At 70.8% G+C, this 25,551-nt stretch carries 24 protein-coding genes and 2 pseudogenes; 15 read left to right on the top strand and 11 right to left on the bottom strand.

The features are described from left to right. Nucleotides 1-170 precede the first annotated feature (170 nt). The 3 genes from ACFY9I_RS14960 to ACFY9I_RS14970 are packed head-to-tail and all read left to right on the top strand — an operon-like array spanning nt 171 to nt 2,725. Entirely contained in the window at nt 171-896 is a 726-nt protein-coding gene (locus tag ACFY9I_RS14960) for an NUDIX domain-containing protein (protein ID WP_391001554.1), read from the top strand. Next, nucleotides 896-1,918 (top strand): ADP-ribosylglycohydrolase family protein, encoded by a 1,023-nt coding sequence (locus tag ACFY9I_RS14965; protein ID WP_391001556.1) that lies wholly within the window; start codon nt 896-898, stop codon nt 1,916-1,918. The genes ACFY9I_RS14960 and ACFY9I_RS14965 overlap by 1 nt, the downstream gene beginning before the upstream one ends. 3 nt (nt 1,919-1,921) lie before the next feature. After that, on the top strand, nt 1,922-2,725 hold the full coding sequence (locus ACFY9I_RS14970) for a DNA polymerase beta superfamily protein (protein ID WP_391001558.1): 804 nt from the start codon (nt 1,922-1,924) through the stop codon (nt 2,723-2,725). On the opposite strand, the gene ACFY9I_RS14975 is transcribed toward ACFY9I_RS14970, so the two are convergent. From ACFY9I_RS14975 to ACFY9I_RS14985, 3 genes and pseudogenes are all read right to left on the bottom strand, one after another. Beyond that, complete coding sequence (locus ACFY9I_RS14975) at nt 2,639-3,403, bottom strand: DNA polymerase beta superfamily protein (protein WP_391001560.1); 765 nt, start codon at nt 3,401-3,403, stop codon at nt 2,639-2,641. The two genes, ACFY9I_RS14970 and ACFY9I_RS14975, sit on opposite strands and share 87 nt — an antisense overlap. A gap of 21 nt (nt 3,404-3,424) precedes the next feature. Continuing rightward, complete coding sequence (locus ACFY9I_RS14980; protein WP_391001562.1) at nt 3,425-3,859, bottom strand: Rieske 2Fe-2S domain-containing protein; 435 nt, start codon at nt 3,857-3,859, stop codon at nt 3,425-3,427. 26 nt (nt 3,860-3,885) lie between these two features. Further along, nucleotides 3,886-4,102 (bottom strand): annotated as a pseudogene (locus ACFY9I_RS14985) (DUF6529 family protein); the annotation flags it as partial. Between the two features lie 104 nt (nt 4,103-4,206). On the opposite strand from ACFY9I_RS14985, the gene aroH reads away from it, so the two are divergent. The 5 genes from aroH to der all read left to right on the top strand — a co-directional run bounded on the left by aroH (nt 4,207) and on the right by der (nt 8,907). Then, nucleotides 4,207-4,569, top strand: a complete 363-nt coding sequence (gene aroH / locus ACFY9I_RS14990; protein WP_391001564.1) for a chorismate mutase — start codon at nt 4,207-4,209, stop codon at nt 4,567-4,569. Then, entirely contained in the window at nt 4,566-5,651 is a 1,086-nt protein-coding gene (locus ACFY9I_RS14995; protein ID WP_391001566.1) for a prephenate dehydrogenase, read from the top strand. The genes aroH and ACFY9I_RS14995 overlap by 4 nt, the downstream gene beginning before the upstream one ends. Before the next feature lie 316 nt (nt 5,652-5,967). After that, entirely contained in the window at nt 5,968-6,645 is a 678-nt protein-coding gene (cmk, locus tag ACFY9I_RS15000; protein ID WP_391001568.1) for a (d)CMP kinase, read from the top strand. Beyond that, entirely contained in the window at nt 6,603-7,337 is a 735-nt protein-coding gene (locus ACFY9I_RS15005) for a 1-acyl-sn-glycerol-3-phosphate acyltransferase (RefSeq protein WP_391001570.1), read from the top strand. Before cmk ends, ACFY9I_RS15005 begins: the two co-directional genes overlap by 43 nt. A 109-nt stretch (nt 7,338-7,446) precedes the next feature. Further along, the gene (gene der, locus ACFY9I_RS15010) at nt 7,447-8,907 is read left to right on the top strand and encodes a ribosome biogenesis GTPase Der (protein ID WP_391001572.1); all 1,461 of its coding nucleotides are present in this window, start codon (nt 7,447-7,449) and stop codon (nt 8,905-8,907) included. Nucleotides 8,908-9,021: 114 nt separating this feature from the next. On the opposite strand, the gene ACFY9I_RS15015 is transcribed toward der, so the two are convergent. The 3 genes and pseudogenes from ACFY9I_RS15015 to ACFY9I_RS15025 all read right to left on the bottom strand — a co-directional run. Then, a complete protein-coding gene (locus ACFY9I_RS15015) occupies nt 9,022-9,378 on the bottom strand; it encodes a hypothetical protein (protein WP_391001574.1) in 357 nt (118 codons plus the stop codon). Nucleotides 9,379-9,513: 135 nt separating this feature from the next. Then, nucleotides 9,514-10,284 (bottom strand): hypothetical protein, encoded by a 771-nt coding sequence (locus ACFY9I_RS15020; RefSeq protein WP_391001576.1) that lies wholly within the window; start codon nt 10,282-10,284, stop codon nt 9,514-9,516. A gap of 271 nt (nt 10,285-10,555) precedes the next feature. Then, nucleotides 10,556-10,735: pseudogene (locus tag ACFY9I_RS15025) on the bottom strand (ABC transporter); the annotation flags it as partial. A gap of 179 nt (nt 10,736-10,914) precedes the next feature. Here ACFY9I_RS15025 and ACFY9I_RS15030 point away from each other — a divergent pair. After that, on the top strand, nt 10,915-12,177 hold the full coding sequence (locus ACFY9I_RS15030; RefSeq protein WP_391001578.1) for a glycosyltransferase: 1,263 nt from the start codon (nt 10,915-10,917) through the stop codon (nt 12,175-12,177). Beyond that, nucleotides 12,177-13,007: a hypothetical protein gene (locus tag ACFY9I_RS15035; protein WP_391001580.1), complete on the top strand. Its 831-nt coding sequence runs from the start codon at nt 12,177-12,179 to the stop codon at nt 13,005-13,007. The genes ACFY9I_RS15030 and ACFY9I_RS15035 overlap by 1 nt, the downstream gene beginning before the upstream one ends. Before the next feature lie 98 nt (nt 13,008-13,105). Here the strand turns inward: ACFY9I_RS15035 and ctaD are convergent, their stop codons facing one another. Further along, nucleotides 13,106-14,836, bottom strand: a complete 1,731-nt coding sequence (gene ctaD / locus ACFY9I_RS15040) for a cytochrome c oxidase subunit I (RefSeq protein WP_391001582.1) — start codon at nt 14,834-14,836, stop codon at nt 13,106-13,108. A 377-nt stretch (nt 14,837-15,213) separates the two neighbouring features. Between ctaD and ACFY9I_RS15045 the strand changes: the two genes are divergently transcribed. Next, nucleotides 15,214-15,429, top strand: coding sequence for an I78 family peptidase inhibitor (locus ACFY9I_RS15045; RefSeq protein ID WP_391001584.1), 216 nt, complete (start codon nt 15,214-15,216; stop codon nt 15,427-15,429). Nucleotides 15,430-15,521: 92 nt separating this feature from the next. Here the strand turns inward: ACFY9I_RS15045 and ACFY9I_RS15050 are convergent, their stop codons facing one another. Together ACFY9I_RS15050 and ACFY9I_RS15055 are read right to left on the bottom strand one after the other, a co-directional pair. Continuing rightward, nucleotides 15,522-16,550, bottom strand: coding sequence for a phosphatase PAP2 family protein (locus ACFY9I_RS15050; RefSeq protein WP_391001586.1), 1,029 nt, complete (start codon nt 16,548-16,550; stop codon nt 15,522-15,524). 237 nt (nt 16,551-16,787) lie between these two features. Beyond that, nucleotides 16,788-18,005, bottom strand: coding sequence for a glycosyltransferase family 39 protein (locus tag ACFY9I_RS15055; RefSeq protein ID WP_391001588.1), 1,218 nt, complete (start codon nt 18,003-18,005; stop codon nt 16,788-16,790). Between the two features lie 324 nt (nt 18,006-18,329). Here ACFY9I_RS15055 and ACFY9I_RS15060 point away from each other — a divergent pair, with 324 nt between their 5' ends. Further along, entirely contained in the window at nt 18,330-19,940 is a 1,611-nt protein-coding gene (locus ACFY9I_RS15060; protein WP_391001590.1) for an MFS transporter, read from the top strand. Nucleotides 19,941-20,019: 79 nt separating this feature from the next. After that, nucleotides 20,020-21,210, top strand: a complete 1,191-nt coding sequence (locus ACFY9I_RS15065) for an acyl-CoA dehydrogenase family protein (RefSeq protein ID WP_391001592.1) — start codon at nt 20,020-20,022, stop codon at nt 21,208-21,210. A 53-nt stretch (nt 21,211-21,263) separates the two neighbouring features. On the opposite strand, the gene ACFY9I_RS15070 is transcribed toward ACFY9I_RS15065, so the two are convergent. Next, a complete protein-coding gene (locus ACFY9I_RS15070) occupies nt 21,264-21,707 on the bottom strand; it encodes a cell division protein SepF (protein WP_391001594.1) in 444 nt (147 codons plus the stop codon). Nucleotides 21,708-22,013: 306 nt separating this feature from the next. On the opposite strand from ACFY9I_RS15070, the gene ACFY9I_RS15075 reads away from it, so the two are divergent. After that, nucleotides 22,014-23,291, top strand: a complete 1,278-nt coding sequence (locus ACFY9I_RS15075; RefSeq protein ID WP_391001596.1) for a DUF5685 family protein — start codon at nt 22,014-22,016, stop codon at nt 23,289-23,291. Nucleotides 23,292-23,359: 68 nt separating this feature from the next. On the opposite strand, the gene ACFY9I_RS15080 is transcribed toward ACFY9I_RS15075, so the two are convergent. Beyond that, nucleotides 23,360-23,491, bottom strand: coding sequence for a hypothetical protein (locus ACFY9I_RS15080; protein WP_391002136.1), 132 nt, complete (start codon nt 23,489-23,491; stop codon nt 23,360-23,362). A 601-nt stretch (nt 23,492-24,092) separates the two neighbouring features. On the opposite strand from ACFY9I_RS15080, the gene ACFY9I_RS15085 reads away from it, so the two are divergent. Next, nucleotides 24,093-24,995, top strand: a complete 903-nt coding sequence (locus ACFY9I_RS15085; RefSeq protein WP_391001598.1) for a trypsin-like serine protease — start codon at nt 24,093-24,095, stop codon at nt 24,993-24,995. Nucleotides 24,996-25,551: the final 556 nt, after the last annotated feature.

Consider the following 25,551-nt stretch of genomic DNA (forward strand, 5'->3'; position numbering starts at 1 on the left):
GAGGGGCCGGTCCCGGTGTGCCATCGGGGACCGGCCCTTTGCCATTGCCGGCGACGTTCTTGGCGACGTTCTTGGCGTTCCTTTCCTCGTAGAAGGGTTGTGCCCCGGCGCACCCGCTTTTATAGTCGGTATGACTATTAGTCGCGGTGACCATTAAGGAGGTCGGGGCCATGACCTCACCCGAGGGCTATGACAAGTACGCCTACGAACCCTTCGCCGTCACCGTCGACCTGGCCGTCTTCACCGTCCGCGCCGGCACCCTCCAGGTGCTGCTCGTCGAGCGGGGGCAGGAGCCGTACGCGGGGCGTTGGGCACTGCCCGGCGGGTTCGTGCTGCCGAACGAGTCGGCCGAGGAGGCGGCCTGGCGTGAACTCGCGGAGGAGACCGGCGTCATGGATGTCTCCGGACTCCATCTGGAGCAGTTGCGGACCTATAGCGAGCCGGGGAGGGACCCGCGGATGCGGGTCGTCACCGTGGCGTTCGCCGCGCTGTTCCCGGACGCGCCCGTCCCGCACGGCGGCGGCGACGCGGCCCAGGCCCAGTGGCTGCGGTACAACGCCATCGGTCCGCTCGCCTTCGACCACGACCGCATCCTCGCCGACGCCCACGAACGCGTCGGCGCAAAGCTCGAGTACACCTGTCTCGCCACCTCCTTCTGCCCGCCCGAGTTCACGCTCGGCGAGCTGCAGCAGGTCTACGAGACCGTGTGGGGCACTCCGCTCGACCGGCCCAACTTCCGGCGCAAGGTGCTGGCCACGCCGGGCTTCGTCGAACAGGTGCCCGGCGCCGCCCGCCTGACCGGCGGTCGCGGCAAGCCCGCCGCGCTGTACCGCGCGGGTGGGGCCACCGCCCTGCACCCGCCCATTTTCCGGCCCACCACGGAAGGACGGCCCTGATGACCATGACGCTGCGTACGAAGCGCTCCGCCACCGGCTCCCTGATCGGACTCGCCCTCGGCGACGCCCTAGGCTTCCCGACCGAGTTCAACGATGTCCCGTCGATCCTTGCCAAGTGCGGTCCCTGGCGGAAGATGACGCTGCCGAAACCCGCGATCGTCACCGACGACACCCAGATGACGCTGGCGCTGGGCCACGGGCTGCGCGCGGCCATGGACCGCGGGGTGCTCGCGCCCGAGGCTCTGGAGCGGGCCGTCCGCAAGGAGTTCGTGGACTGGTCCCGCTCCCCGGAGAACAACCGCGCCCCCGGCCGCACCTGTCTGGTCGCCTGTGACCTCCTGGCCGTCGAACGTCACCCCTGGCAGTTCGCCAGCCAGATCCATTCCAAGGGCTGCGGCGCCAACATGCGGGTCGCACCCCTCGGTCTGATCGGCCCGCTCAGCGACGAACAGCGCGCGGGCGCGGCCCAGTTGCAGGCCGCCCTCACCCACGGCCACCCCACCGCGCTCGCCGCCTCCGACCTCACCGCCCACGCGATACGGCTGCTCGCCCAGGGCGCCGAACCGATGGGGCTGATCGGCCTGCTGCGGTCGTACGCGTACGAGAACCGCGCCCGCTACCACGCGCGCTGGCTCGGCGACCTGTGGACCTACGGCCAGGACCCCTCCCCCGAGCACTACATCGCCCGGGGCTGGGACGAGTGCCTGGAGGCCCTGGACCGCGTGCAGCGGGCCCTGCGGCTCCCCTCGCCCGAGACGGACCCCTGTCTGGCCACCGGGGAGGGCTGGATCGCGGAGGAGGCCCTCGCGACCGGGCTGCTCTGCTTCCTGCTCTTCGTCGACGAGCCCGTCACCGCGCTGCGCCGTGCCGCCTGCACCTCGGGCGACTCGGACTCCATCGCCTGCCTCACCGGTGCCTTCGCGGGCGCCTACCACGGGCCGGACGCCTGGCCCACCGAGTGGGCCGACCGGATCGAGTACCAGGGCGACCTCGTGTCGCTGGGGGCCCTCTGGGACGCTTGAGGGATGACCGACGCCCTCGACATCGACCTGGCCCCGGATGGGGGTACCCCCTGCTCGAACCTGGTTGAGAGCTTGGGGGAGGCCGAACAGCCCGACCCCCTGCTGTTCGCCACCGTCTCCGGAGCCCACCTCTACGGCTTCCCCTCACGCGACTCTGACGTCGATCTACGCGGTGTGCACCTGCTGCCCACGGACGAACTGGTCGGGCTGCGCGAGCCGGAGGAGACCCGGTCGAGGATGTGGGACCGGGACGGCGTCGAGATGGACCTCGTCACGCACGACCTGCGCAAGTTCGTACGGCTGATGCTGCGCCGCAACGGCTATGTGCTGGAGCAGTTGCTCTCCCCGCTCGTCGTGCGCACCGGCGACGCACACCGCGAGCTGGTCGCGCTCGCCCCGGGGGTGCTCACCCGGCACCACGCCCACCACTACCGAGGGTTCGCCGTCACCCAGTGGCGGCTCTTCGAGAAGACCGGTGAACTCAAGCCGCTGCTCTACACGTTCCGGGTGCTGCTCACCGGAATCCACCTCATGCGCAGCGGCGAGGTGCTGGCCCATCTGCCCAGCCTGCAGCAGCAGATCGCCGAGGCCCCCGCGTATCTGCCGGACCTCGTCTCGGCCAAGGCGGACCAGGAGCACGGCAAGGCCGACGTCGACCAGCAGCGCGTCGCGGAGGACGTGGAGCGGCTGCACCGGGTGCTCGACGAGGAGCAGGCCCTCTCAACGCTGCCGGAGAGCCCGTCCGCGTACGACGCCCTGCACGACTTCGTCGTCCGGGTCCGCCTGTCCGGCGGCCGGGAGGGCTGACGCGCGCCGGGTCCGGACGACGAAGTCCTCGACCCGGGCCCGGTCCGGCTCCGCCGGCAGCGGACTGCGGGCCGCCGCCTCCTCGGCCTCCGCCGCCAGCCGGGCCATCCACGACTCGACCCGGTCCCACGGGACCTCGCCGCGCTTCACCTCCAGCAGGGGCTCGCGTCGATCGCCCACGTCGACGGTGAGCGTGCCCGTGCGCAGCAGGTCCCGGCAGCTCATCAGGAGGCGGAGCAGATGCATGGCGTGCTTCCAGCGCGGGGCGCCGTGCGTGCGGACGTCCGCGTCGAGCTTCTTGCGCTGGCCGAGGGCGTAGCGGGCGAACGTCTCATGGGTCTGCCGGGAGAGGAACGCCCCGCGCAGGCTGAGCAGTTCACGGCCCGTGGCGTCGGCATGCTCCACCAGGGGGGAGTGCAGGCACTCCAGGATGTTCGGGTTGGCGCGCAGCGCCAGACTGCAGAAGCGCTCCAGCTCCCAACTGAACTGCTCCTCCGCGGGCCCCTCCACATGCGTCGGCGGCTTCTCGAACCGCCAGAACAGCTCGGTGGGGGCCAGGAAGACGCCCCGCCGGTCGGTGTCGCTGTCGTCCGTCGCGAGACCGAAGGCCCGCGACCCCATCACACAGGCGTAGACGGTGTGGTCGCGGACCAGGGCGTGCGGATGCGGGGGCTGCATGACCGGAGCGTACGGGGTGGCTCAGGCCAGCTGAATCGAATTTCCCGCGACCTCGATCCGTTCGGCGGGCAGCGGCTCGGTGGCCGGGCCCCGCACCACCGCGCCGTCAGTGATCTTGAACTTGCTGCCGTGACAGGCGCAGTCGATCGTCTCGTCCGAGACGCTGCTGACGATGCAGCCCTGGTGGGTGCAGACCGCCGAGAACGCCTTGAAGTCGCCCTCCTGGGGCTGGGTCACGACCACCTTCCGATCCTTGAAGATCCTGCCGCCTCCCACCGGGATGTCCGCCGTCTTCGCCAGCTCCTCGCCCCCACCCGTGCCGGCGTCCCCGGGCGAGGCCTCCTCCACGCGGTCGCTGCCGTCGTCGTCGCCGGACCCGCCGCACCCCACGAGCAGCGCCGCCGTGCCCGCGGCGCCCGTCGCCAGAACCGTGCGCCGCGTCGAACCCATCGTCATGTCGTCACTCCGAACGTACGGAAAAGTCAGAGGGCGGAGGCCGGCCGGGCGATCGTGAGAGCGGTGAAGAGGAGACCGTCGACGCTCCGTAGCCGGCCGGGGAGTCGCTCCGAGCGGAGCAGCAGCATCTTCGCACCGAAAGCACCGAAGAAGAAACAACCCGGGATGGAATGCCACAAAACGTTCAATCCGTACGCCTGGGAGCCGAGGGTGTCGGAGACAGTCCACCGCCACCGGTGCCGCAGGATTCCGGGCGTCTCGGCAGGCGGGCGCGGCGCGCCGGCTCGGGACGGGCTGACTAGGCTGGTTGTACAGAGTCGGGATGTACACCAGCGAGGAGCACAGCCGTGGCGGTACGAGCGGTCCGGGGCGCCGTCCAGCTCGAGCGGGACGAGGCGGGGCACATGGACGAGCGGGTCGGCGAGCTGCTGACCGCTGTCCTGGAGCGCAACGCCCTCACCCAGGACGACCTGATCAGCGTCTGGTTCACGGCCACCCCCGACCTGCACAGCGACTTCCCCGCCGCCGCGGCCCGCAAGCTCGGCATCGTCGACGTACCGCTGATCTGCGCGCAGGAGCTGGACATCGAGGGCGCCATGCCCCGGGTCGTACGGATCCTCGCGCACATCGAGTCCGACCGGCCCCGTTCCGAGATCGCGCACGTCTACCTCGGTGCCGCGGCCGCACTCCGCAAGGACATCGCCCAGTGAGGACCGCCCTCGTCATCGGCACCGGGCTGATCGGCACATCAGCAGCCCTCGCCCTCGCCCAGCGCGGTGTCACCGTCCACCTGAGCGACCACGATCCCGAGCAGGCCCGTACGGCGGCCGCGCTCGGCGCGGGCACGGAGGAGGCGCCCGAGGGCCCGGTGGACCTCGTCATCGTCGCCGCCCCGCCCGCGCACGTGGCCGCGACCCTCGCCGACGCCATGCGCCGGGGCCTGGGGCGCGGCTACCTCGACGTGGCCTCCGTCAAGGGCGGCCCCCGCCGCGAGCTGGAGGCGCTGGGGCTCGACCTCTCCTCCTACATCGGTACGCATCCCATGTCGGGCCGGGAGAAGTCAGGGCCCCTGGCCGCCACCGGCGACCTCTTCGAGGGCCGTCCCTGGGTGCTCACGCCGACCCGTGACACCGACACCGAGGTCCTGAACCTCGCGCTGGAGCTGGTCTCGCACTGCCGGGCCGTGCCGGTGGTCATGGACGCGGACGCCCACGACCGGGCCGTCGCACTGGTCTCGCACATGCCGCACCTGGTGTCCAGCCTGGTCGCCGCGCGTCTGGAGCACGCCGAGGAGGCGGCCGTACGGCTGTGCGGGCAGGGCATCCGGGACGTGACCCGGATCGCGGCCTCCGACCCCCGCATGTGGATCGACATCCTCTCCGCCAACCCCGGGCCGGTCGCGGACCTGCTCGCCGACGTCTCCGCCGACCTCGACGAGACCGTCCGGGCCCTGCGCGCACTGCAGGCCTCCGACGAGGCCAAGCGCCGGGAAGGGGTCAGCGGCATCGAGGACGTCCTGCGGCGAGGCAACGCCGGGCAGGTCCGTGTGCCCGGCAAGCACGGGTCCGCGCCGCGGGTCTACGAGACCGTGGCCGTCCTCATCGACGACCAGCCGGGCCAGCTCGCCCGTATCTTCGCGGACGCGGGCATGGCCGGGGTCAACATCGAGGACGTGCGTATCGAGCACGCCACCGGGCGGCAGGCCGGTCTGGTGCAGTTGCTGGTGGAGCCGAAGGCGGCGCCGGTGTTGACGGCGGCGCTCCGGGAGCGGGGCTGGGCGATCCGGCAGTAGGGAGGATGCGTGTGCGGTGTGGGGGCCGGCGCGTTCTCTCGCCCCCGCCGCCCCTACCCGTCCCATCCCCGGGGCTCTGCCCCGGACCCCGCTGGGGGCCGCGCCCCCAGGCCCCCGCTCCGGCCTGAACGGCCTCGTCCGCAAACGCCGGACGGGCGGCAGGGGCGGCCGGACGGGCTGCAGGCGCCGTCGGGCGGGCTGGAGGGGCCGTCGGACCGGCTGGAGGGGCGGCCGGATGGGCTACGGGTAACCAGTACCCTTGTCCGGGGCGCTTTCCCGTCCCGCCCCGCCCTCGGAACAGGAAAGGTGCTCCCCAGTGGAACGCGCCACAGTGATCGTTGCCATCGACGGCCCCTCCGGCACGGGTAAGTCGAGCACCTCGAAGGCCGTGGCCGCGCAGCTCGGGCTGAGCTATCTGGACACGGGCGCCCAGTACCGGGCGATCACGTGGTGGATGGTGACCAACGGCATCGACATAGAGGACCCCTCGGCCATCGCCGCCGTCGCCGGGAAGCCGGACATCGTCTCGGGGACCGACCCCGCCGGGCCCACCATCACCGTCGACGGCACGGACGTCGCCGGACCGATCCGCACCCAGGAGGTCACCTCCAAGGTCAGCGCGGTGAGCGCCGTGCCGGAGGTGCGGGCCCGGATCACCGAACTGCAGCGCTCCATCGCGTCGGGCGCGGAGAACGGCATCGTCGTCGAGGGCCGTGACATCGGTACGACCGTGCTGCCGGACGCCGACCTGAAGATCTTCCTCACCGCCTCCCCGGAGGCCCGTGCCGCCCGCCGCAGCGGTGAGCTGAAGGGCGCCGACGTCCAGGCGACCCGAGAGGCCCTCCTGAAGCGGGACGCGGCGGACTCCAGCCGCAAGACCTCGCCGCTGGCCAAGGCGGACGACGCGGTCGAGGTGGACACCTCGGACCTCACCCTCCAGCAGGTCATCGAGTGCGTGGTCACCCTCGTCGAGGAGAAGCGGGCGGGGAAGTGAGCGAAGCATCGGCGGACCGGGCGACCCCGGCCCGGACGGCTTCGGCCGAGGCCCCGTCTTCACGCGGCGCCGAGGTCGGCCGGCGCATCGGCGTCGGGCTGATGTACGGGCTGTGGAAGCCGCGCGTGCTAGGCGCCTGGCGGGTCCCCACCACCGGCCCCGTGATCCTCGCCGTCAACCACTCCCACAACATCGACGGCCCGATGGTCATGGGCGTGGCACCCCGGCCGACGCACTTCCTGATCAAGAAGGAGGCGTTCGTCGGTCCCCTCGACCCCTTCCTGCTCGGCATCGGGCAGGTGAAGGTGGACCGTTCGACCGCCGACCGCACCGCCATCACCCAGGCGCTCGCCGTCCTGACGGCCGGCGGTGTGCTGGGTATCTTCCCGGAGGGCACCCGAGGCGAGGGGGACTTCGCCTCGCTGCGCGCCGGGCTCTCCTACTTCGCCGTGCGCGGCGGAGCGCCGATCGTCCCGGTCGCCGTCCTGGGAAGCACCGAGCGGCGCGGACGGTTGATGAAGGGGCTGCCCCCGCTGCGCAGCCGGGTCGACGTCGTCTTCGGCGACCCGTTCGAGGCGGGCGACGGCAGCGGACGGCGCACCCGCAAGGCGCTCGACGAGGCCACCGAGCGCATCCAGAAGCAGCTCGGCGCGCATCTGGAGCACGCCAGGCGGCTCACCGGCCGCCGGTAAAAAGGCCGGGCGTCCGATCGGGCGCTGGGCGACACTGAGTAGTGGATCAGCCGACGCAAGCCCCGGCTGCTCCACCGATCACCACGATGAACTACGAGGTACGGACTTCATGAACGACCAGTTTCCCTCCGAGCACGAGCACGGAGAGCTTGGCGACGCCGAGTACGCGGAGTTCATGGAGCTCGCCGCGGAAGAGGGCTTCGACATCGAGGACGTCGAGGGCGCCATCGAGGAGGCGGGCCACGGCCCGCTGCCCGTCCTCGCCGTCGTCGGCCGCCCCAACGTCGGCAAGTCGACCCTCGTGAACCGCATCATCGGCCGCCGCGAGGCGGTCGTCGAGGACAAGCCCGGCGTCACCCGTGACCGTGTCACCTACGAGGCCGAGTGGGCGGGGCGCCGCTTCAAGGTCGTCGACACCGGCGGCTGGGAGCAGGACGTCCTCGGCATCGACGCCTCCGTCGCCGCCCAGGCCGAGTACGCCATCGAGGCCGCCGACGCGGTCGTCTTCGTCGTGGACGCCAAGGTCGGCGTCACCGACACCGACGAGGCCGTCGTCCGGCTGCTCCGCAAGGCCAACAAGCCCGTGGTGCTCTGCGCCAACAAGGTCGACGGTCCGAGCGGTGAGGCCGACGCGACCGCGCTGTGGTCCCTCGGCATCGGCGAGCCGCACCCGGTCTCCTCGCTGCACGGCCGTGGCACCGGCGACATGCTGGACGCCGTCCTGGAGGCCCTCCCGGAGGCGCCCGAGCAGAGCTTCGGCACGGCCGTCGGCGGTCCGCGCCGTATCGCCCTGATCGGCCGCCCGAACGTCGGCAAGTCCTCCCTCCTCAACAAGGTGGCGAACGAGGAGCGCGTCGTCGTCAACGAACTCGCGGGCACCACCCGTGACCCGGTCGACGAGCTGATCGAACTCGGCGGTGTCACCTGGAAGTTCGTCGACACGGCGGGCATCCGCAAGCGCGTCCACCTCCAGCAGGGCGCCGACTACTACGCCTCGCTGCGCACCGCGGCCGCCGTCGAGAAGGCGGAGGTGGCCGTCATCCTCATCGACGCCTCCGAGTCCATCTCGGTCCAGGACCAGCGCATCGTGACCATGGCCGTCGAGGCGGGCCGTGCGATGGTCATCGCCTACAACAAGTGGGACACCCTCGACGAGGAGCGCCGCTACTACCTGGAGCGGGAGATCGAGACCGAGTTCGGCCAGGTCGCCTGGGCGCCCCGGGTCAATGTCTCGGCGCGGACCGGCCGGCACATGGAGAAGCTGGTCCCCGCGATCGAGACGGCCCTCGCCGGCTGGGAGACCCGCGTCCCGACGGGCCGTCTGAACGCCTTCCTCGGTGAGCTGGTCGCCGCCCACCCGCACCCGATCCGGGGCGGCAAGCAGCCCCGGATCCTCTTCGGCACCCAGGCCGGCACCAAGCCGCCGCGCTTCGTCCTCTTCGCCTCCGGCTTCATCGAGGCGGGCTACCGCCGCTTCATCGAACGCCGTCTGCGGGAGGAGTTCGGCTTCGAGGGCACCCCGATCCACATCTCGGTGCGGGTGCGCGAGAAGCGCGGCAAGAAGAAGTAGCCGGACGTAGGCGGAAGCGGCAGGGGCAGGGCAGGGGCAGGGCAGGGGCAGGGCAGTACGACACGAAGAGGCGGCCATCCCGTGTTCGGGTGGCCGCCTCTTCGTGCGCCCGCTTCACAGACCTCGGCGTGGGCCCGGTGGCAGAGGGGAGGGGATGTGGTGCATCCCCGTCTGCCCGGTGGGGATCCGGCCGACCGGCTGCCACACGGCCGTCGTCGTGGTCGTGTGACCGGGCTGGGTCTCGCGCTGGGTGGCGAGATGCCCCGCCGAGTGCCGGGCGCCGAACGAGCCGGAGTGGTACGACCCCGTGCCCCGCTGTCCGCCCGATCCCTGAGTGAGGCTCCCGAAGCCCGTGAACGCCATGTCCTCCTCCCCGTGCCGGTCGCCCGGCAGGGTCCGGTAGGACTTGACCCACTCCGCGTAGAGCGTGTCGTAGATGGGCGTGGCCGAAGGATCCTGGGTCGGCCGCATGGACGGGATCGACTGGTAGGACTGGCGGCGAGGAACGTCGTATGCGTGCACGTCTGTGCCAACGACCCCGCCTCGGAAGGGATGCGGTAGCTCAACCATTCAGCCTCCGGCCCGAAGCACACCCGAGCGGAGCGATCAGGTGCCGGCCAGCGGCAGTGTGGCCGCCACCAACTTTCCGTCGGCCGCCGCCTTGTCGAGTGCGTCGCGCAGCAGGTCCTCCCGGGGCTGGCGGCCGATCGAGCCCACCGGCGCCGCGAACATCAGCACCTGCTGATGCTTGTTCGCGGCGGCCCGCCAGGCGTCGGCCACCTGCAGCGCCTGATGGGCCTGCCACCACGCGACCGGCGAACCGCCGACGACCCCCGGCTGGAGGATCGCGTGCAGCTGCCCCATGGCGAGCAGGACGGACCAGCCGTGCAGCACCGGCGGTACGGAGTCGATCTGGGGGAGCGGCATGAAGCCCTGCTCGATGAGCAGCGGCAGGAAGTCGTCGCCCGCGCCTGTCGTACCCGGGCGCGCGATGGGGGCGGTCGGCTCCACGACCAGCGCCGGGTGCAGCTCTCCGCTGAGCAGGATGAGTCCGCTGGTGACACCGAGCACGGCCTGCTCGGGCGCTGCCTGGGCCGGGCTGTCCCCGGCGATGGAACGGGCGGCGCCCTGCAACTGCTCCTCGGTCACCTGGACGACCTGGGAGGGCAGACAGGTGGCGTGGGCGAAGGCGAGAACGGCGGTCTCGTCGCCGACGAAGAGGACGGTGCTGGTGCGCTCCTGCTCGGAGTCGCCGGGGGTGCGGCACGACGTGCAGTCGTAGCCGCCGGGGGCGTTCTCTCCGGCGAGCAGCCGGTCGGCTTCTTCGTCGCCGATCTCGGCGCGTACCTCGTCGCTGACCTCGAGCATGCGCGGCACGGGTGGCTCCTCGGGATGCGGTGCGTGGCGGAGCCGGGTGGCGCCCGGCCCATGAGCGCGGGGGCTCCGCGCTCATGAAGAAGACAACGGGCGATCCGTGGCCGGGGTCACGCTCCACGGCGAACAGAATCGAACCGTCCAGCGCACAGGTCGAGTTCGGGCACCGAGTCGGTTGCACCGCGCCAACTTGACGGACGGTCGCAGGAGTTGGCTCGGTCATCGCGGGCCGGTACGCGGCCACCCGGCGGTAGGTCCACACCACGGCTCCGGATCAGCCGAGTTCGGCCGGATCGCCGCAGAACGCCAGTTCCCCTCGCCGGAGTTCGTACACAAGGACGGTCGCTGCTTAGCGCGGCCCCGGCGGCAGACGCTGTTCGGCGACGACCACACAGGCGTCCGGGCCGCTCAGCAGGTCGTACGTGCGGGCCGCGACCTCTGGGGCCATGCCCTGGCCCCTGATGCACCGCACGGCGAGCAGGTTCCCTCAACTGGCTATCGATCGCGCAACCGTTCCAGAACAAGTTGATGATGAAGCCCAACCATTCCCCCGTTCGCCGGGTCTAACCCCGTGGTGGTGGACCAGCACCGCAATTGATGGATGACCAGGGAAACAGGGGGTTCGGGGGACGCATGCACATTTCTTTCCTCATACACAACGCGTACGGGATCGGGGGAACGATTCGGACGACGTACAACCTGGCGAACACCCTGGCCGAACAGCACGACGTGGAGATCGTCTCCGTCTTCCGCCACCGCGACGAGCCCGTCTTCGACGTGGACCCCAGGGTCCGGCTGCGTGGCCTCGTCGACATCCGTGAGGGCGGCGCCGACAAGGGCCACGCCGACCTGGACCGTCCCGCCAAGGTCTTCCCGCGCGCCGAGGGCCGCTACCAGCAGTACAGCGTCATGACCGACCGGCGCATCGCCGAGCACCTGGCCTCGGTCGACGCCGACGTCCTGGTCGGCACCCGGCCGGGCCTGAACGTGCACATGGCGCGGCAGACCCGGCGCGGCCCGGTCCGGGTCGGCCAGGAGCACCTCACGCTCGACAGTCACTCCCCGGCCCTGCGCGCCACCCTGCGCGGCGTCTACCCGAGACTCGACGCGCTCACCACCACCACCGAGGCCGACGCGCGCGCGTACGGCTCGAAGATGCGGCTGCCGGGCGTCCGCCTGCAGGCCGTGCCCAACCCGGTGCCCGCGCCCGGCATCGACCCCGCCGACGGCACCGGCAAGTGGGTCGTCGCCGCCGGCCGGCTCGCCCCCGTCAAGCGCTACGACCTGCTGGTCAAGGCCTTCGACAAGGTGCGGGAAGAGCGGCCCGACTGGCGTCTGCGGATCTACGGCGGCGGCAAGCAGAAGGACAAACTCCGCACGCTCATCGACAAGTCGGGCCTCTACAACCACGTCTATCTGATGGGCCCGGCCAACCCGATCGAGCCCGAGTGGGCCAAGGGCTCCATCGCCGCCGTCACCTCCAGCCTGGAGTCCTTCGGCATGACCATCGTCGAGGCCATGCGCTGCGGCCTGCCGGTGGTCTCCACCAACTGCCCGCACGGCCCCGGCGAGATCATCGACGACGGCGTCGACGGCCGCCTGGTCAAGGTCGGCAGCGTCAAGGCCATCGCCGACGGTCTCCTCGAACTCATCAACGACGACGACAAGCGGCAGCGGATGGCCCGGGCCGCGCTCAAGGATTCCGAGCGCTTCGACCCGTCCCGCATCGCCGAACGCTACGAGACGCTCTTCGGTGACCTCATGGCCCGTGGCGGCGCCTCGCCGGTGGGCCGGATGCGCGGCTCCCTGCACCGCACCCGCGGCACTCTGCTCGGCGGCGCGTACGCCGTCCGGGATGCCGGGCGTGCCGTTCTCCAGAAGGGGCGCACCGCGTGATGACGCCGACTCCGCGGCAATCCACCCGTGACGGGCAGGAGGACAGGATCACGCTCCCGCGCACGGACTGCGTCGCCGACTTCGCCGGCGGTCTGACCTTCGAGATCGCCGACCCGGGCGAGTCCGGCCCCGCCCACCTGGTCCTCTTCCTCCGCGACAGCGACCGGACGGTGCGCCTGCCGCTCACCCCGGCCGGTGACGGCCGCCTGCGTGCCGCGCTGCCCAGCAGTGCGGACCTCCCCGAGGGCCGCTGGGACGCCTACCTCCAGGTGGCCGACGGCGAGCCGAGCCGGCTGACACCGGGCGTCAACGACCTGCGCTCCCTCGTTGACCGCGCCCCGAGCGCCACCGCCGACCGGATCTCCGCCCGCATCCCCTACGGCACCAAGCACGGCAACCTCACCGTCCGCAGCTGGGAGCGCTCCCCGCACGCCGAGGCGGGCGAACTCCTTATCGGCGACGGCCGGCTGGAGGCAAGCGTGCGGACGTACGGAGCCGAGCCCACGTCCGACGCGTACGCCGAGTTCACCGACCCGGCGGGCCCGGCGCCCGCCGTACGGGCCGACGTGAGCCCGGACGACCGCGGCGGCCTCCGCCTCACCGTGGCCTACGGCGACCTGCGCCCCGGCGACTGGGAGCTGTGGCTGCGCCCCCGGGGGGAGAGCGGCCCGCGCGTACGGATCGCCCGGCTGCTGGACGACGTCGTCGACAAGCACCCCGTGTTCGTCTATCCCCGGACCCGGGTCGAGACCGAGCGGGGGCCGGCGGAGGCCGAGCCGTACTACACGGGCGACAACGACCTGTCCGTCCGGGTCGTCGCCGTGAGCTGAGCGGAGCCTCGGCGGTCGAGGACGTCCCGTCCTCGACCGCCGGTGTGCGCCCCGGCCGTACCCCGGTTCGTCGAACCGGAGAGCGGCGCGCGGGGCGATCAGGACTCCTCGGGACCACCGGTCGCCCGCTCCTGACCGAAGCGGGGGTGCGGGGTCCTCTCCTGGCCCTTCCGGGTCTGGGGCGGCTGGATCGCCGCGAACCTCGGATGGTGCAGATCGAACGCCGGGGCCTCGGAGCGGACCGGGGGCAGCGTCACGAAGTTGTGGCGCGGCGGCGGACACGAGGTCGCCCACTCCAGCGACCTGCCGTAGCCCCACGGGTCGTCGACATCGACCTCGACGCCGTACCGGGAGGTCCTCCACACGTTGTAGAGGAACGGCAGCGTCGACAGGCCCAGCAGGAACGCGCCGATCGTGGAGAGCGTGTTGAGGGCCGTGAACCCGTCGGCGGCCAGAAAGTCCGCGTACCGCCGTGGCATGCCCTCGGCGCCCAGCCAGTGCTGGACCAGGAACGTGGTGTGGAAGCCGACGAAGAGCGTCCAGAACTGGATCTTGCCGAGCCGTTCGTCGAGCATCTTCCCGGTGAACTTCGGCCACCAGAAGAAGAACCCCGCGAAGGTCGCGAAGACGACCGTGCCGAAGACGACGTAGTGGAAGTGCGCGACCACGAAGTACGTGTCCGTGACATGGAAGTCCATCGGCGGCGAGGCCAGGATGACCCCCGTCAATCCGCCGAACAGGAACGACACCAGGAAGCCGGTCGCCCACAGCATCGGCGTCTCGAACGACAGGGAGCCCTTCAGCATCGTCCCCGTCCAGTTGAAGAACTTCACCCCCGTCGGCACGGCGATCAGGAAGCTCAGCAACGAGAAGAACGGCAGCAGCACCGCGCCCGTGGCGAACATGTGGTGCGCCCACACCACCACCGAGAGACCGGTGATCGCCATCGTCGCCCCGACCAGCGTCAGATAGCCGAAGATCGGCTTGCGGCTGAAGACCGGGATGATCTCCGTGATGATCCCGAAGAAGGGGAGGGCGATGATGTAGACCTCAGGATGCCCGAAGAACCAGAACAGGTGCTGCCACAGCAGCGCGCCGCCGTTGGCCGCGTCGAAGACCTGTGAGCCGAACCGCCGGTCCGCCTCCAGCACCAGGAGCGCCGCTGCGAGCACCGGGAACGCCATGAGGATCAGGATCGACGTGAACAGCGTGTTCCAGGTGAAGATCGGCATCCGGAACATCGTCATACCGGGCCCGCGCATCGCGATGATCGTGGCCAGGAAGTTCACCGCGCCGAGGATCGTCCCGAAGCCGGACAGCGCGAGCCCCATGATCCACATGTCGGCCCCGATGCCCGGCGACCGTTCCAGACTGTTCAGCGGGGCGTAGGCGAACCAGCCGAAGTCGGCGGGGCCCGAGGGCACCAGCAGCGAGCCCAGCACGATCAGCCCGCCGAACAGGAACAGCCAGTACGACAGCATGTTCAGCCGGGGGAAGGCGACATCGGGCGCGCCGATCTGCAACGGCATGATCTCGTTGGCGAACCCGGCGAACGTCGGCGTCGCGAAGAGCAGCAGCATGATCGTGCCGTGCAGGGTGAACAGTTGGTTGAACTGCTCGTTGTCGACGAGCTGGGTGCCCGGCCGGGCCAGTTCGGCGCGCATCACCAGCGCCATCAGACCTGCGACGAGGAAGAACAGGAACGACGTGACCAGGTACAGATGCCCGATCTTCTTGTGGTCCGTCGTGGTCAGCCAGTCGACCACCACTTGACCCGCCGTGTCGGTCCGTACGGGTCGTGCCGGCGCCTGTACGGTCTCGGTCCCCATCGCTCGCCCCTTCGCTGCCGCGTCCTGGGCCCGTGATGTACGCCATGATGCTCGCGCCCCCGCCGCTCCTACAGAGGGCGTACGGGGGAAGTGTGCGGGAGTCGTGTATTTCCCATGAGGTGGCGCTTCCGGGGAGCCGTCCGGGAATCGGTGGGAAAAGGCAGGACACACACCGGACACACGGCCCCGGACATGTTTTCCTACGGGCTGTTCGCGATGGTGCCGAACCGGCGGAGAATTACGTCCGGCAGCGCGCGGAAGGCATACGGAACCGCTCGTACGTGTGACTGAGTTGGGCCGAAGCGCGTGTCGTGGTTCTGTGACAGAAGCGTGACTGCGGCAGGACAGCGGCCCCCGGGCGGCCTAACCTGGCGGTCATGGCACCCATTCCCACCCCCTCCGAAGAGCCCCGGGACGACCCCGACGCCTACGTCGGACTCGACGCGCCGAACGCCGAGCGCCGCGCCGAGGAGCGTGGCTGGTCGACCGTCCGAAAGCTGCCGCCGGGGGCGATCATCACCATGGAGTACCGCTTCGGCCGGCTGAACCTGGAGGTCGAGGACGGCCGGGTGAAGCGCGCCTGGAAGGGCTGAGACGTTCGGGACAGGCGAAGGCCCGGCTCGCGGAGAGCCGGGCCTTCGCCGTGCGGGGCATGGGCTGTGCGTACCGGCCCCGCTGTCTCGTGTCAGCCGCCCGGGACGGGACGGGCCGGGGTCGCCCCTCGCGCCACCCGGTCCGCGTGCGGCGGCCGCCGGGTGCCGCTCGGAGTGACCGCGATCCGCTCCGGCCTGGTCAGGTGCGGTCCGGGCGTCAGGTGCAACGGCACGATCGGCGGGTGCGCGGCACGGGCCGCGATGCCGGTGTCGCGCACGCTCGCCGGCTCCTCTCCCGGCCTGCGCAGCGAGGCCGTGCCCACGGCGGTCGGCGACGGCGCGGGCGTCGGCACGGGTGCCGTACGGCGGTCGCGCCAGGCGTCCCGCTGCGAGAAGAGCCAGGCCTCCGCGCGGGCGATCAGCGGCTCGAACCAGGGCAGCGCCAGCAGGATCAGCAGCCCGGCGGCCCAGCCCAGCAGGACGTCGCTCAACCAGTGCGTACCCAGGTAGACCGTGGTGAGACCGACGCCGAGCGAGGTCACGGCGGACAGGGCGGACAGCCAGCGTCTGGCCCTCGGCGTCGACGCCAGATACGCCAGGATGCCCCAGGTCACCACGGCGTTCGCGGTGTGTCCCGAAGGAAATATGTCGCCGCCCAGCCACATCTCGTTGGAGCCGATATCGGTGGCGTAGTGCGGGCCGAGCCGGCCCATGCCGAGCTTGGCGGCACCGACGGTGATGTTCAGCAGCAGCAGCGAGACACCGAGCGCGAGCATCGGACGCAGGGTGTGCTGCCGCCAGGAGCGCCAGCCCAGCCAGGCGGCGACCATGACGGCGGTGGGGCCGCGCTGGCCCAGGACGACGTAGTAGTCGAGGAACGCGTGGATCTCCGGCCACTGCTGGTACGGCCGGAAGAACATGATCTGCCAGTCGAGCCGCACCAGCCACGACGTGATGACGACGGCCCACACGATGGCGACGTAGAAGGCGAGGGTGGAGGAGAACAGCACCACCCGGTGCCGGGTCATCACCGGTACGTCGATGTGGGTGGGCCGTTCCGGCTCACGGTCCAGTCTGGAGAAGACCCGGTCCAGACGGGTCGGCTTTGGTTCGGTACGCACTCAATCGACGTTACAGCGAGTGAGCTCCGACGCGGCGTGAATCACCGGCTTTGTGATGACGCCGTGATGTGGGATTGCTCTCAGATTGATGTTTATTTCTGCTGAATGGCGAATCGTTGCGGCGGTTCGCCTTCAATTCCACGGATCAATGCGGACCAGCGGTTTTGTGGCCCTTTTGAATTCGTTCACCGAATGCTTGCGTGGAATTATCCGCCCGCTGCCGCCCCTCGCGGGCGGTCACGGGGGGCCGGAGCCGTTCAGCCAGAAGGCCCCGTAGACGGCCGACACCGCTGCGGCGCCGCCGAGGATCATCGCTGACCTGGGCGTACGCGCTCGTGCCAGGGCGCAGGCGAGGGGCAGCAGGAGCGGGAAGGCCGGCATCAGCAGACGGGGCTTCGAGCCGAAGTAGCTCGACGCGCACAACGCCAGCGCGACGACGGCCCCCGAGTAGACCAGCAGAGGGAGCGGCTGCCCCTGCCGTACGCACACCACGTACAGCCAGATGAGGGACGCCACTGCGACGATCAGTCCCACCCCCGCCAGGACCGACGGGAACGACGTGAGCTTCTCGGCGACGAAACGGGCGAAGGCGTAGCCGCCGTCGAAACCGTTGCGCCACCCGGCCTGGACGTCGAGATAGCCGAGCGGTCCCTTGCCCGTGCGATGGCCGACCCACAGGACGTAGCCGACGGCACCCAGGGGCGCCAGAAGCATTCCCAGGGCGCGTGTCCCCAGGCGAGCGCCGTGAGATGCCCCCGCACTCCGGTTCCGTACGAACGAGGGAGCGGGGTCGGCGCCCCCGGCGGCCGGAGAATCGTGCCGCCGGGCCCGGACGTACGACGCGATCGCCGCCGCCCACACCGCCGCCACCAGCGCGAGTCCCACCGGGCGGGTCAGCCCGGCGAGCGCGGCCAGGGCACCCGCGGTCACCCAGCGGCCGGTCAGGACGGCGTACAGCGACCAGGCCGCCAGCGCGGTGAACAGGGCCTCCGTGTACGCCATCGACTGCACGATCCCCACCGGCAGCACCGCCCACAGCAGCACGGCGCACACCCCCGCCCGGCGGCCGTACACCTGGTCGGCGACCGCGAAGATCCCCCAGGCCGCGCCGAGCGAGGCCAGCGTGCCGACGACCAGGCCCGCGTGGGCGTACGACAGCGGCGTCACCGCCGAGACGGCCCGCTCCAGCCACGGCAGCAGCGGGAAGAACGCCAGGTTCGAGTGGACGTCGCCGTTCGGCAGGCGCACCTCGTAGCCGTAGCCGAGTTCGGCGACGCGGGTGTACCAGAGGGAGTCCCAGCGGGCCGACAGCAGCGTCAGGGCGCTCTTGTCACGCGCCGCGCTCCACAGGGCCAGGGCGACGAGGCCCACGGCGCGCACGGCGGCGTACCCGAGAAGCGCGGGGGCGGCCCGCCGTGGAAGGGGCGGCGCCGGGCGCGAGGCAAGATCGGTCACGCGCTCGATTATCGGCGGAGCCCGGAACCGGTCGGCATGCGCTCACGTGATGGACGGTGATGGACCGTGACGGACGGACCACGGACAAGTGATGAAGACGTCATGGAGGAGCGGTGGACGGCCCACGCCGTGGCGTACGCCACACGTCGGATGAGGGCTCCATGAGACACCCGCCACGCTCCACCGGCGGGAACTCGCGTACGCTGACCGCTCACTCGCCTTTCGTAGCGCGGGTCCGGGACGCCGCTCCTCCCGGACCGTAGCCGCCGGGGAGTCCCCGCCCCGTGGTTCCGCCGAACGCGAGAGCATCTGGGAGGTACGTACATGTGCGGGACGCCCACGGCCGCCGCGCGACGCCGTCGGGAGGCCGGGGCCGGTGCTCACCGCTGGGTCGTCCTCGTCGTCCTCTGCGTCAGCCTGCTGCTCGTCGCCGTCGACGCCACCGTGCTGCACGTGGCGGTCCCCGCCGTCACCGAGGACATCAGGCCGAGCGGCATGGAGCTGCTCTGGATCGTCGACGTCTACCCGCTGGTCTGCGCCTCGCTGCTGATTCTCTTCGGCACGCTCGGCGACCGTGTCGGCCGCAGACGGATCCTCCTGCTCGGCTACGCCCTCTTCGGCGTCGCCTCCGCCCTCGCCGCCTGCGCCGACAACCCGCAGGTCCTCATCGCGGCCCGCGCCCTGCTCGGCGTCGGCGGCGCGATGATCATGCCCGCGACGCTGTCGATCCTGCGCCAGGTCTTCCCCGACCGGCGCGAGCGGGCGCTCGCCATCGGCGTCTGGAGCGCGGTCGCCGCCGTGGGCGCGGCCGTCGGACCGCTGCTCGGAGGGTTCCTGCTGGAGCACTTCTGGTGGGGCTCGGTCTTCCTCGTCAACATCCCGCTGATGCTCGTCAGCCTGCCGATCGGACGGCTGCTGCTGCCCGAGTCCACGGGCGACCGCGACGGCCCCTGGGACGTGGTCGGCGCGCTGATGGCCGCCCTCGGCCTCTTCGGCATCGTCTTCGGCGTGAAGCGGCTCGGCGGCGGACATCCCCCGTTCGACCCGGGCACCGCCCTGGCGCTCCTCGGCGGCGGAGTGCTGCTGATCGCCTTCGTGCGACGCCAGCGGCGCCGGACACATCCGCTGGTCGACCTGCGGATGTTCGCGCGGCCCGCGTTCAGCACGTCCGTCGGCTGCATCGTCCTCGCGATGCTCGCGCTGGTGGGGCTGGAGTTGATCGCCGCGCAGTATCTGCAACTGGTCCTCGGACTGTCCCCGCTGGAGACGGGTCTACGGCTGCTGCCGCTGACCATCGCCGCGATGGCCGCCGGACTCGTCGGCTCCCACATGCTGCAGCGCTTCGGGCCGCGCCGCATGGTGTCCCTCGGCTTCTGCCTCACCGCCATCGCGGTCGTCCTGCTGACCGCGATGGGCCGCCACGACAACGCGGGCCTGCTGCTCGCCGGGTTCGTCCTGCTGGGCTTCGGCCTGGAGACCACGCTGTTCGGTGCCTACGAGTCCATGCTGAGCGAAGCGCCCGCGTCCTCGGCGGGTGGGGCGGCCGCGATCGGTGAGACCTCCTACCAGTTGGGCGCCGGCATCGGGATCGCGCTGCTCGGCAGCGTGATGAACGCGGCGTACGCACCCGGACTGTCGTCCGTGCCGGGGGTCCCCGGCTCCGCCTCCGCAGCCGCCGGGCACTCCCTCGGTGAGGCGTACGAGGTCGCCGACCGGCTCGGCGGTCCGACCGGCGAGGCCCTGCGGCACGCCGCCCGCGACTCCTTCGTCCACGGCCTGCATGTGACGCTGCTGGTGAGCGCGGCGCTGCTCGTCCTCGGCGCGGTGATGGCCCTGCGGCTGCCCCGGGCGATGGAATGCGGGGCGTCCGCCGAGGTACCGGGGCAGCGGGAGGCCACGAAGACGACGCCCGTGCGTGCGGAGTCGATGCGCTGAGGAGACGGCCCTCGGGTGGGTACGGTTGCACAGGAGCAGAAGATTAGCGTCGCTAGTTTTATGAGCCGGAGGTTGCCCCATGGCCGCGCCCGTGAAGTCGCCGTCCTTCGACCCCACCGATCCCCTGGGGCTCGACGATCTGCTCGACCCCGAGGACCTCGCCGTCCGGGACACCGTTCGGAGTTGGGCGGCCGACCGTGTGCTGCCGCACGTGGCCGAGTGGTACGAGCAGGGGGAGCTGCCCGGGATCCGGGAGTTGGCCCGCGAGCTGGGGGCGATCGGGGCCCTGGGGATGTCGCTCGACGGGTACGGGTGCGCAGGGGCCACCGCGGTGCAGTACGGGCTGGCCTGTATGGAGCTGGAGGCCGCGGACTCGGGGATCCGGTCGCTGGTGTCCGTGCAGGGGTCGCTCGCGATGTACGCCGTCCACCGCTTCGGCAGCGAGGAGCAGAAGCGGACGTGGCTGCCGCGCATGGCCTCCGGTGAGGTCATCGGATGCTTCGGGCTCACGGAACCCGACCACGGCTCCGACCCGGCCTCGATGCGCACCTACGCCAGGAGGGACGGCGGCGACTGGGTTCTCACCGGCCGCAAGATGTGGATCACCAACGGGTCCGTCGCCGGGGTCGCCGTGGTGTGGGCGCGGACCGAGGAGGGGATCCGGGGCTTCGTCGTGCCTACGGACACCGCCGGGTTCTCCGCGCCGGAGATCAAGCACAAGTGGTCCCTGCGTGCCTCGGTCACCAGTGAACTCGTCCTGGACGACGTGCGGTTGCCCGCTGACGCCGTACTGCCGGAGGTGAAGGGGCTGCAAGGCCCGCTGAGTTGTCTCTCGCACGCCCGCTACGGAATCGTGTGGGGCTCGATGGGGGCCGCACGGGCTTGTTTCGAGGCGGCCGTCGAATACGCGAAGACACGGGAGCAGTTCGGAAAGCCGATCGGGGGTTTCCAGCTCACCCAGGCCAAACTCGCCGACATGGCGGTCGAGTTGCACAAGGGGATTCTGCTCGCGCACCATCTGGGGCGGCGGATGGACGCGGGACGACTCCGTCCCGAGCAGATCAGCTTCGGCAAGCTGAACAACGTACGCGAGGCGATCGAGATCTGCCGTACGGCCCGTACGATCCTCGGCGCCAACGGGATCTCCCTCGAATACCCGGTGATGCGGCACGCGACCAATCTGGAGTCCGTGCTCACCTACGAGGGCACCGTCGAGATGCACCAACTCGTGCTGGGCAAGGCGCTCACCGGTCTCGACGCCTTCCGGTGAGCCGCGTCGCATGACCCGCGCACCGGAGGACGGGGCCGGCGAGCGGCCCTGCCTCAGCTCTGGTTGAAGAAACCGTCGACCGGACGGCTCGCGACCTCGCCGCTGACGATCTCCGTGTCGGCGGGGGTCAGCAGGAACACGCGGTTGGACACGCGCTCGATCGATCCGCGCAGACCGAAGATCAGTCCGGCCGCGAAGTCGACGACACGCTTGGCGTCGGCGGGCTCCATGTTCGTGAGGTTCATGATCACCGGGACGCCGTCCCGGAAGAGCTCGCCGATGTGCCGGGCGTCGCGGAAGCTGTCCGGCGTGACCGTGCCGATCCGGCGGCCCTCCTCCTGCGCGGACTCGGACGCGACCTTGACGCGAGGGTCGGTGACCCAGGCCTCGCCGGAGCCGGACTCCCGCTCATCGGCGTAGTCGTCGTCGTAGTAACGCTCGTCATCGTTGTCGTCGACGAGGCCAAGCCAGGCACTCGCCTTGCGCACCGATCCCATGGACGCCTCCTCTCGCAGCGGTCTTTCGTGCTTTCCGCATCCCTATCGTCGTCCATGATGCGGATGTCTCGCCAAGTGGATAGACGCCGCACGGGGGTTTCGTGACGGTACTGGTGCAGAACGATTTCGTCGAGAGTCCATGTGCCCCAAGGGCTTCCCTGTACACACGTGCTGACGGTGAGTGAAATATTATTGTTCGCGGCGTTTGGGTGAGGGTCGGTGCGTCCGGGTGAACATGGCGATGGCTACGATGCGGCGACGGTGACGAGCGCGGGACGGGCACGTCGGCAGAGACGGGGGAGCGTCGTGTTCGGAATGGTGAGGCCCTGTGCCCATCGCCTCGGCGAGCGGCTGCGGACCCAGTGGATGGCGCATCTGTGCGGGCTCTGTCTCGCGCTGCGCCGGGACCACGGGCAGTTCGCCCGGCTCGTCACCAACTACGACGGCCTCTTGGTCTCGGTGTTGACAGAGGCTCAGGCCGAGCGGAGCCCCGCCTGGCGGCGGACCGCCGGCCCCTGCCCCCTGCGCGGGATGCGCACGGCCTCCGTCGCCCAGGGGGAGGGCGCGCGGCTCGCCGCGGCCGTCTCCCTGGTACTGGCCTCGGCCAAGGTGCGTGACCATGTCGCCGATGGGGATGGAGTGCTCGCGCGCAAGCCGGTGGCGCACGCCGCGCGCCGGATCGCGACGAACTGGGGGCGCGCCGGCGCGCGTACGGGAACGGACATCGGGTTCGACACGGCGGTGCTGGTCGACGCCGTGGACCGGCAGCCCGGCATCGAGGCGCTGGCCGGGCAGGGCACCCCGCTGCTGACGGTCACCGAGCCGACCGAGACGGCGACCGCGGCGGCCTTCGCGCACACCGCGATCCTGGCCGGACGGCCGGGCAACGCCGAACCGCTCGCTGAGGCCGGACGCCTGTTCGGGCGGCTCGCCCATCTGCTGGACGCGGTGGAGGACCGGACCGCCGACGCCGCCTCCGGCGCCTGGAACCCCCTGACCGCCACGGGGACCTCTCCCGCCGAGGCCCGACGGCTCGCCGAGGACGCCCTGCACGGCATTCGGCTCGCCCTGCGCGAGGCGGACTTCGTGGACGGAAAGCTGACCCATCTGCTGCTCGTGCACGAATTGCGCAGGTCGGTGGACCGGGCCTTCGGGACGGTGCCGGTGTGCTCGGCCCATCAGCGGGGCGGGGGTCCCGTGCCGGGTGATCCGTACGCGGGTGGCGGGCACGCCTATGCCGGGGACGGTGGGAATCCGTACGCGGGTGGCGGGCACGCCCATGCCGGGGGCGGTGGGGCTCCGTATGCGGGTGGTGGCGGGAATCCGTTCGGGGGCGGCGGCGGTGGTGAGGGCGGTGGCTTCGGCGGGATGCCGTCTCCGCAGCCGCCGATGCGGCGGGGGTTCTGGGCGGGGTGCGGGATGTTCTGGCTGCTGTGCTGCAGCTGCCAGTTGTGCTGTGCCGAGCAGTACGAAGGTCCCTGGTCCCGGAAGGAGCGGTCGGGCTGCTGCCGGGACTGTGACTGCGACGGCTGTGAATGCTGCGACTGCGATTGCTGCGGTTGCGACTGCGGCTGCAACTGCTGAGGAGGAGGGGCGCGGTCGCTCGCGTCCTGGACGCGCTCCGTGTGAAGGCACCGTGTTCGACTCGGGCATCACGGAGCCTGTCGCATGCCGGCCTCTTCCTCTTCCTCTTCCTGCCCTTCCTTCTCTTCCTCCTTGTCATCCGTGCCTTCGGCACGGCCGTCGCTGGTGATCGTCGGCGCCGAGCGGTTCGGCACTGCCACCGGCTGTGGGCCGTACACGGACAGCCGTACGCCGGGGGCTTTCACCCGGCCGCGCACGGGTGGCCCGGCGTTCCGGCAGAACGACGCCACGGCTCGGGCAGGTGGCCTGGGGTGTCGGGCTGCCTCAAAGGCACTGGAGGGCCCGGGGTTTCAGGGCGCCGGCGGCCCCCGCTCGTCCGCGGGCATGGTGGGGAGAGTGCGGCATATGGGTTCCGGACACCGCCGGGTGGGGGAGTGGGGTACTCCGGGCGGGTCTCCCGGGCGGTGCGTGACGGTGCGGCCGATGATGATGGTGGTCGGTGCTCGCGGGCCTCGCGGTCTGCGCCGACGGCTCGTTCGCCGGTCTCCTTGAGGGGCGCTCAGGATGCACATGGAACCCGCACATATGGCCTGGTGAGATCAACTGTCGTGGAGGGCGCGCCGGTTGGGATCCGAGAGGCTGAAAGGCACTCTTGCGTGGGTCGGCGGTACGGCCGAATACTTCCCCCCAGCGCCTTGTCAGGGGCACGGCGTGTTCGGAATACGGACCGATGCCCTGATCTGCGCCTCACGGGCCCCGACCCCACGCGGGCCCCCGACTTCCCTTTGGAGGGAACGAACAGTGAGGATCAAGCGCACCACCCCCCGCAGCGGCATAACGAGACGGACCCGGCTGACCGCCGTGGCCACCGGACTCATGGCCGCAGCCGCCGTGACAGTCCCCACCGCCAGCGCGGCAGACACCCAGACGTTCAGCGCCGCCGAGCTGAAGAGCGCGAGCTCCTCGGTGCTCAAGGCCGATGTCCCGGGCACCGCCTGGGCGATCGACCCGGCGACCGACCGGGTCGTGGTCACCATCGACAGCACTGTTTCCCAGGCCGAGCTCGCGAAGATCAGGGAAGCGGCGGGCGAGAACGCCGACGCGCTGACGATCAAGCGGACCCCGGGCAAGTTCAACAAGCTCCTCAAGGGCGGCGACGCCATCTATGCCACCAGCTGGCGCTGCTCGCTCGGCTTCAACGTCCGCAGTGGGAACACGTACTACTTCCTGACCGCCGGTCACTGCACCGACGGCGCGGGCACCTGGTACTCCAACTCCGGCCGCACCACGGTCCTCGGTCCGACCACCGGATCGAGCTTCCCGACCAACGACTACGGCATCGTGCGCTACAGCAACACGTCCATCGCCAAGGACGGCACCGCCGGCAGCGTGGACATCACCAGGGCCGCCACACCGAGCGTGGGCACCAATGTCATCCGCAGCGGTTCCACCACCGGTACCCGCACCGGACGTGTGACCGCCCTCAACGCGACCGTCAACTACGGTGGCGGCGATGTCGTCTACGGCATGATCCAGACCACGGTCTGCGCCGAGCCAGGCGACTCCGGCGGCCCGCTCTACGGCAGCAACGGTGTGGCGTACGGTCTCACCTCCGGCGGCAGTGGCAACTGCAGCTCCGGCGGCACGACCTTCTTCCAGCCGGTCACCGAGGCCCTGAGCGCTTACGGCGTCTCGGTCTACTAGAACCGAACAGGCCGAACGGGACCGGCGCACTTCCCCCCGGCGCCGACCCCGCCCGGCAGCCGTCGGCAGCAGGCAACAGCAGTCGGCAGCAGTCAGCAGCAGGCGAGCCCCCGCACACCATGTGCGGGGGCTCGCTCTCGTTCGGGCGGCGTTCGAGGGGGCCGGTGATCCGCGCCCCGGCGACTCCGCTGTCGGCGGTCGGGGTCTTCGGGCGGTCGTCAGGGGCTTCGTAGTCGGTGGTGGGGACCCGCAATCCGATGCAGGAGCAACTCCCGCCCCCTGCGGACCGTCTGGATTCGGGTCCGGGCAGGGCGAGTTTCAGACAGGACTAGACCTCACCCGTTGCGTAGGGGGCTGTTGCTTCCTGTGTTTGCAGTGCGAATACCGGTGGGGCGTTACCGGACGGTAATGACATAGGGGGCGTGCGCCCTGGTTGTGGGCTCGGCCTGAAGTCGACCTTGTGTGCCCCCTGTGCGCCTAGGAATAGTTGGCGCCGCACAGTTGGCATGGACGCGGCGTTTTTTTCGTCCGTCGCCTCCTTGCCCGTACGGCTTCC

Source organism: Streptomyces sp. NPDC012510 (assembly GCF_042955065.1).
Classification (GTDB): Bacteria; Actinomycetota; Actinomycetes; order Streptomycetales; family Streptomycetaceae; genus Streptomyces.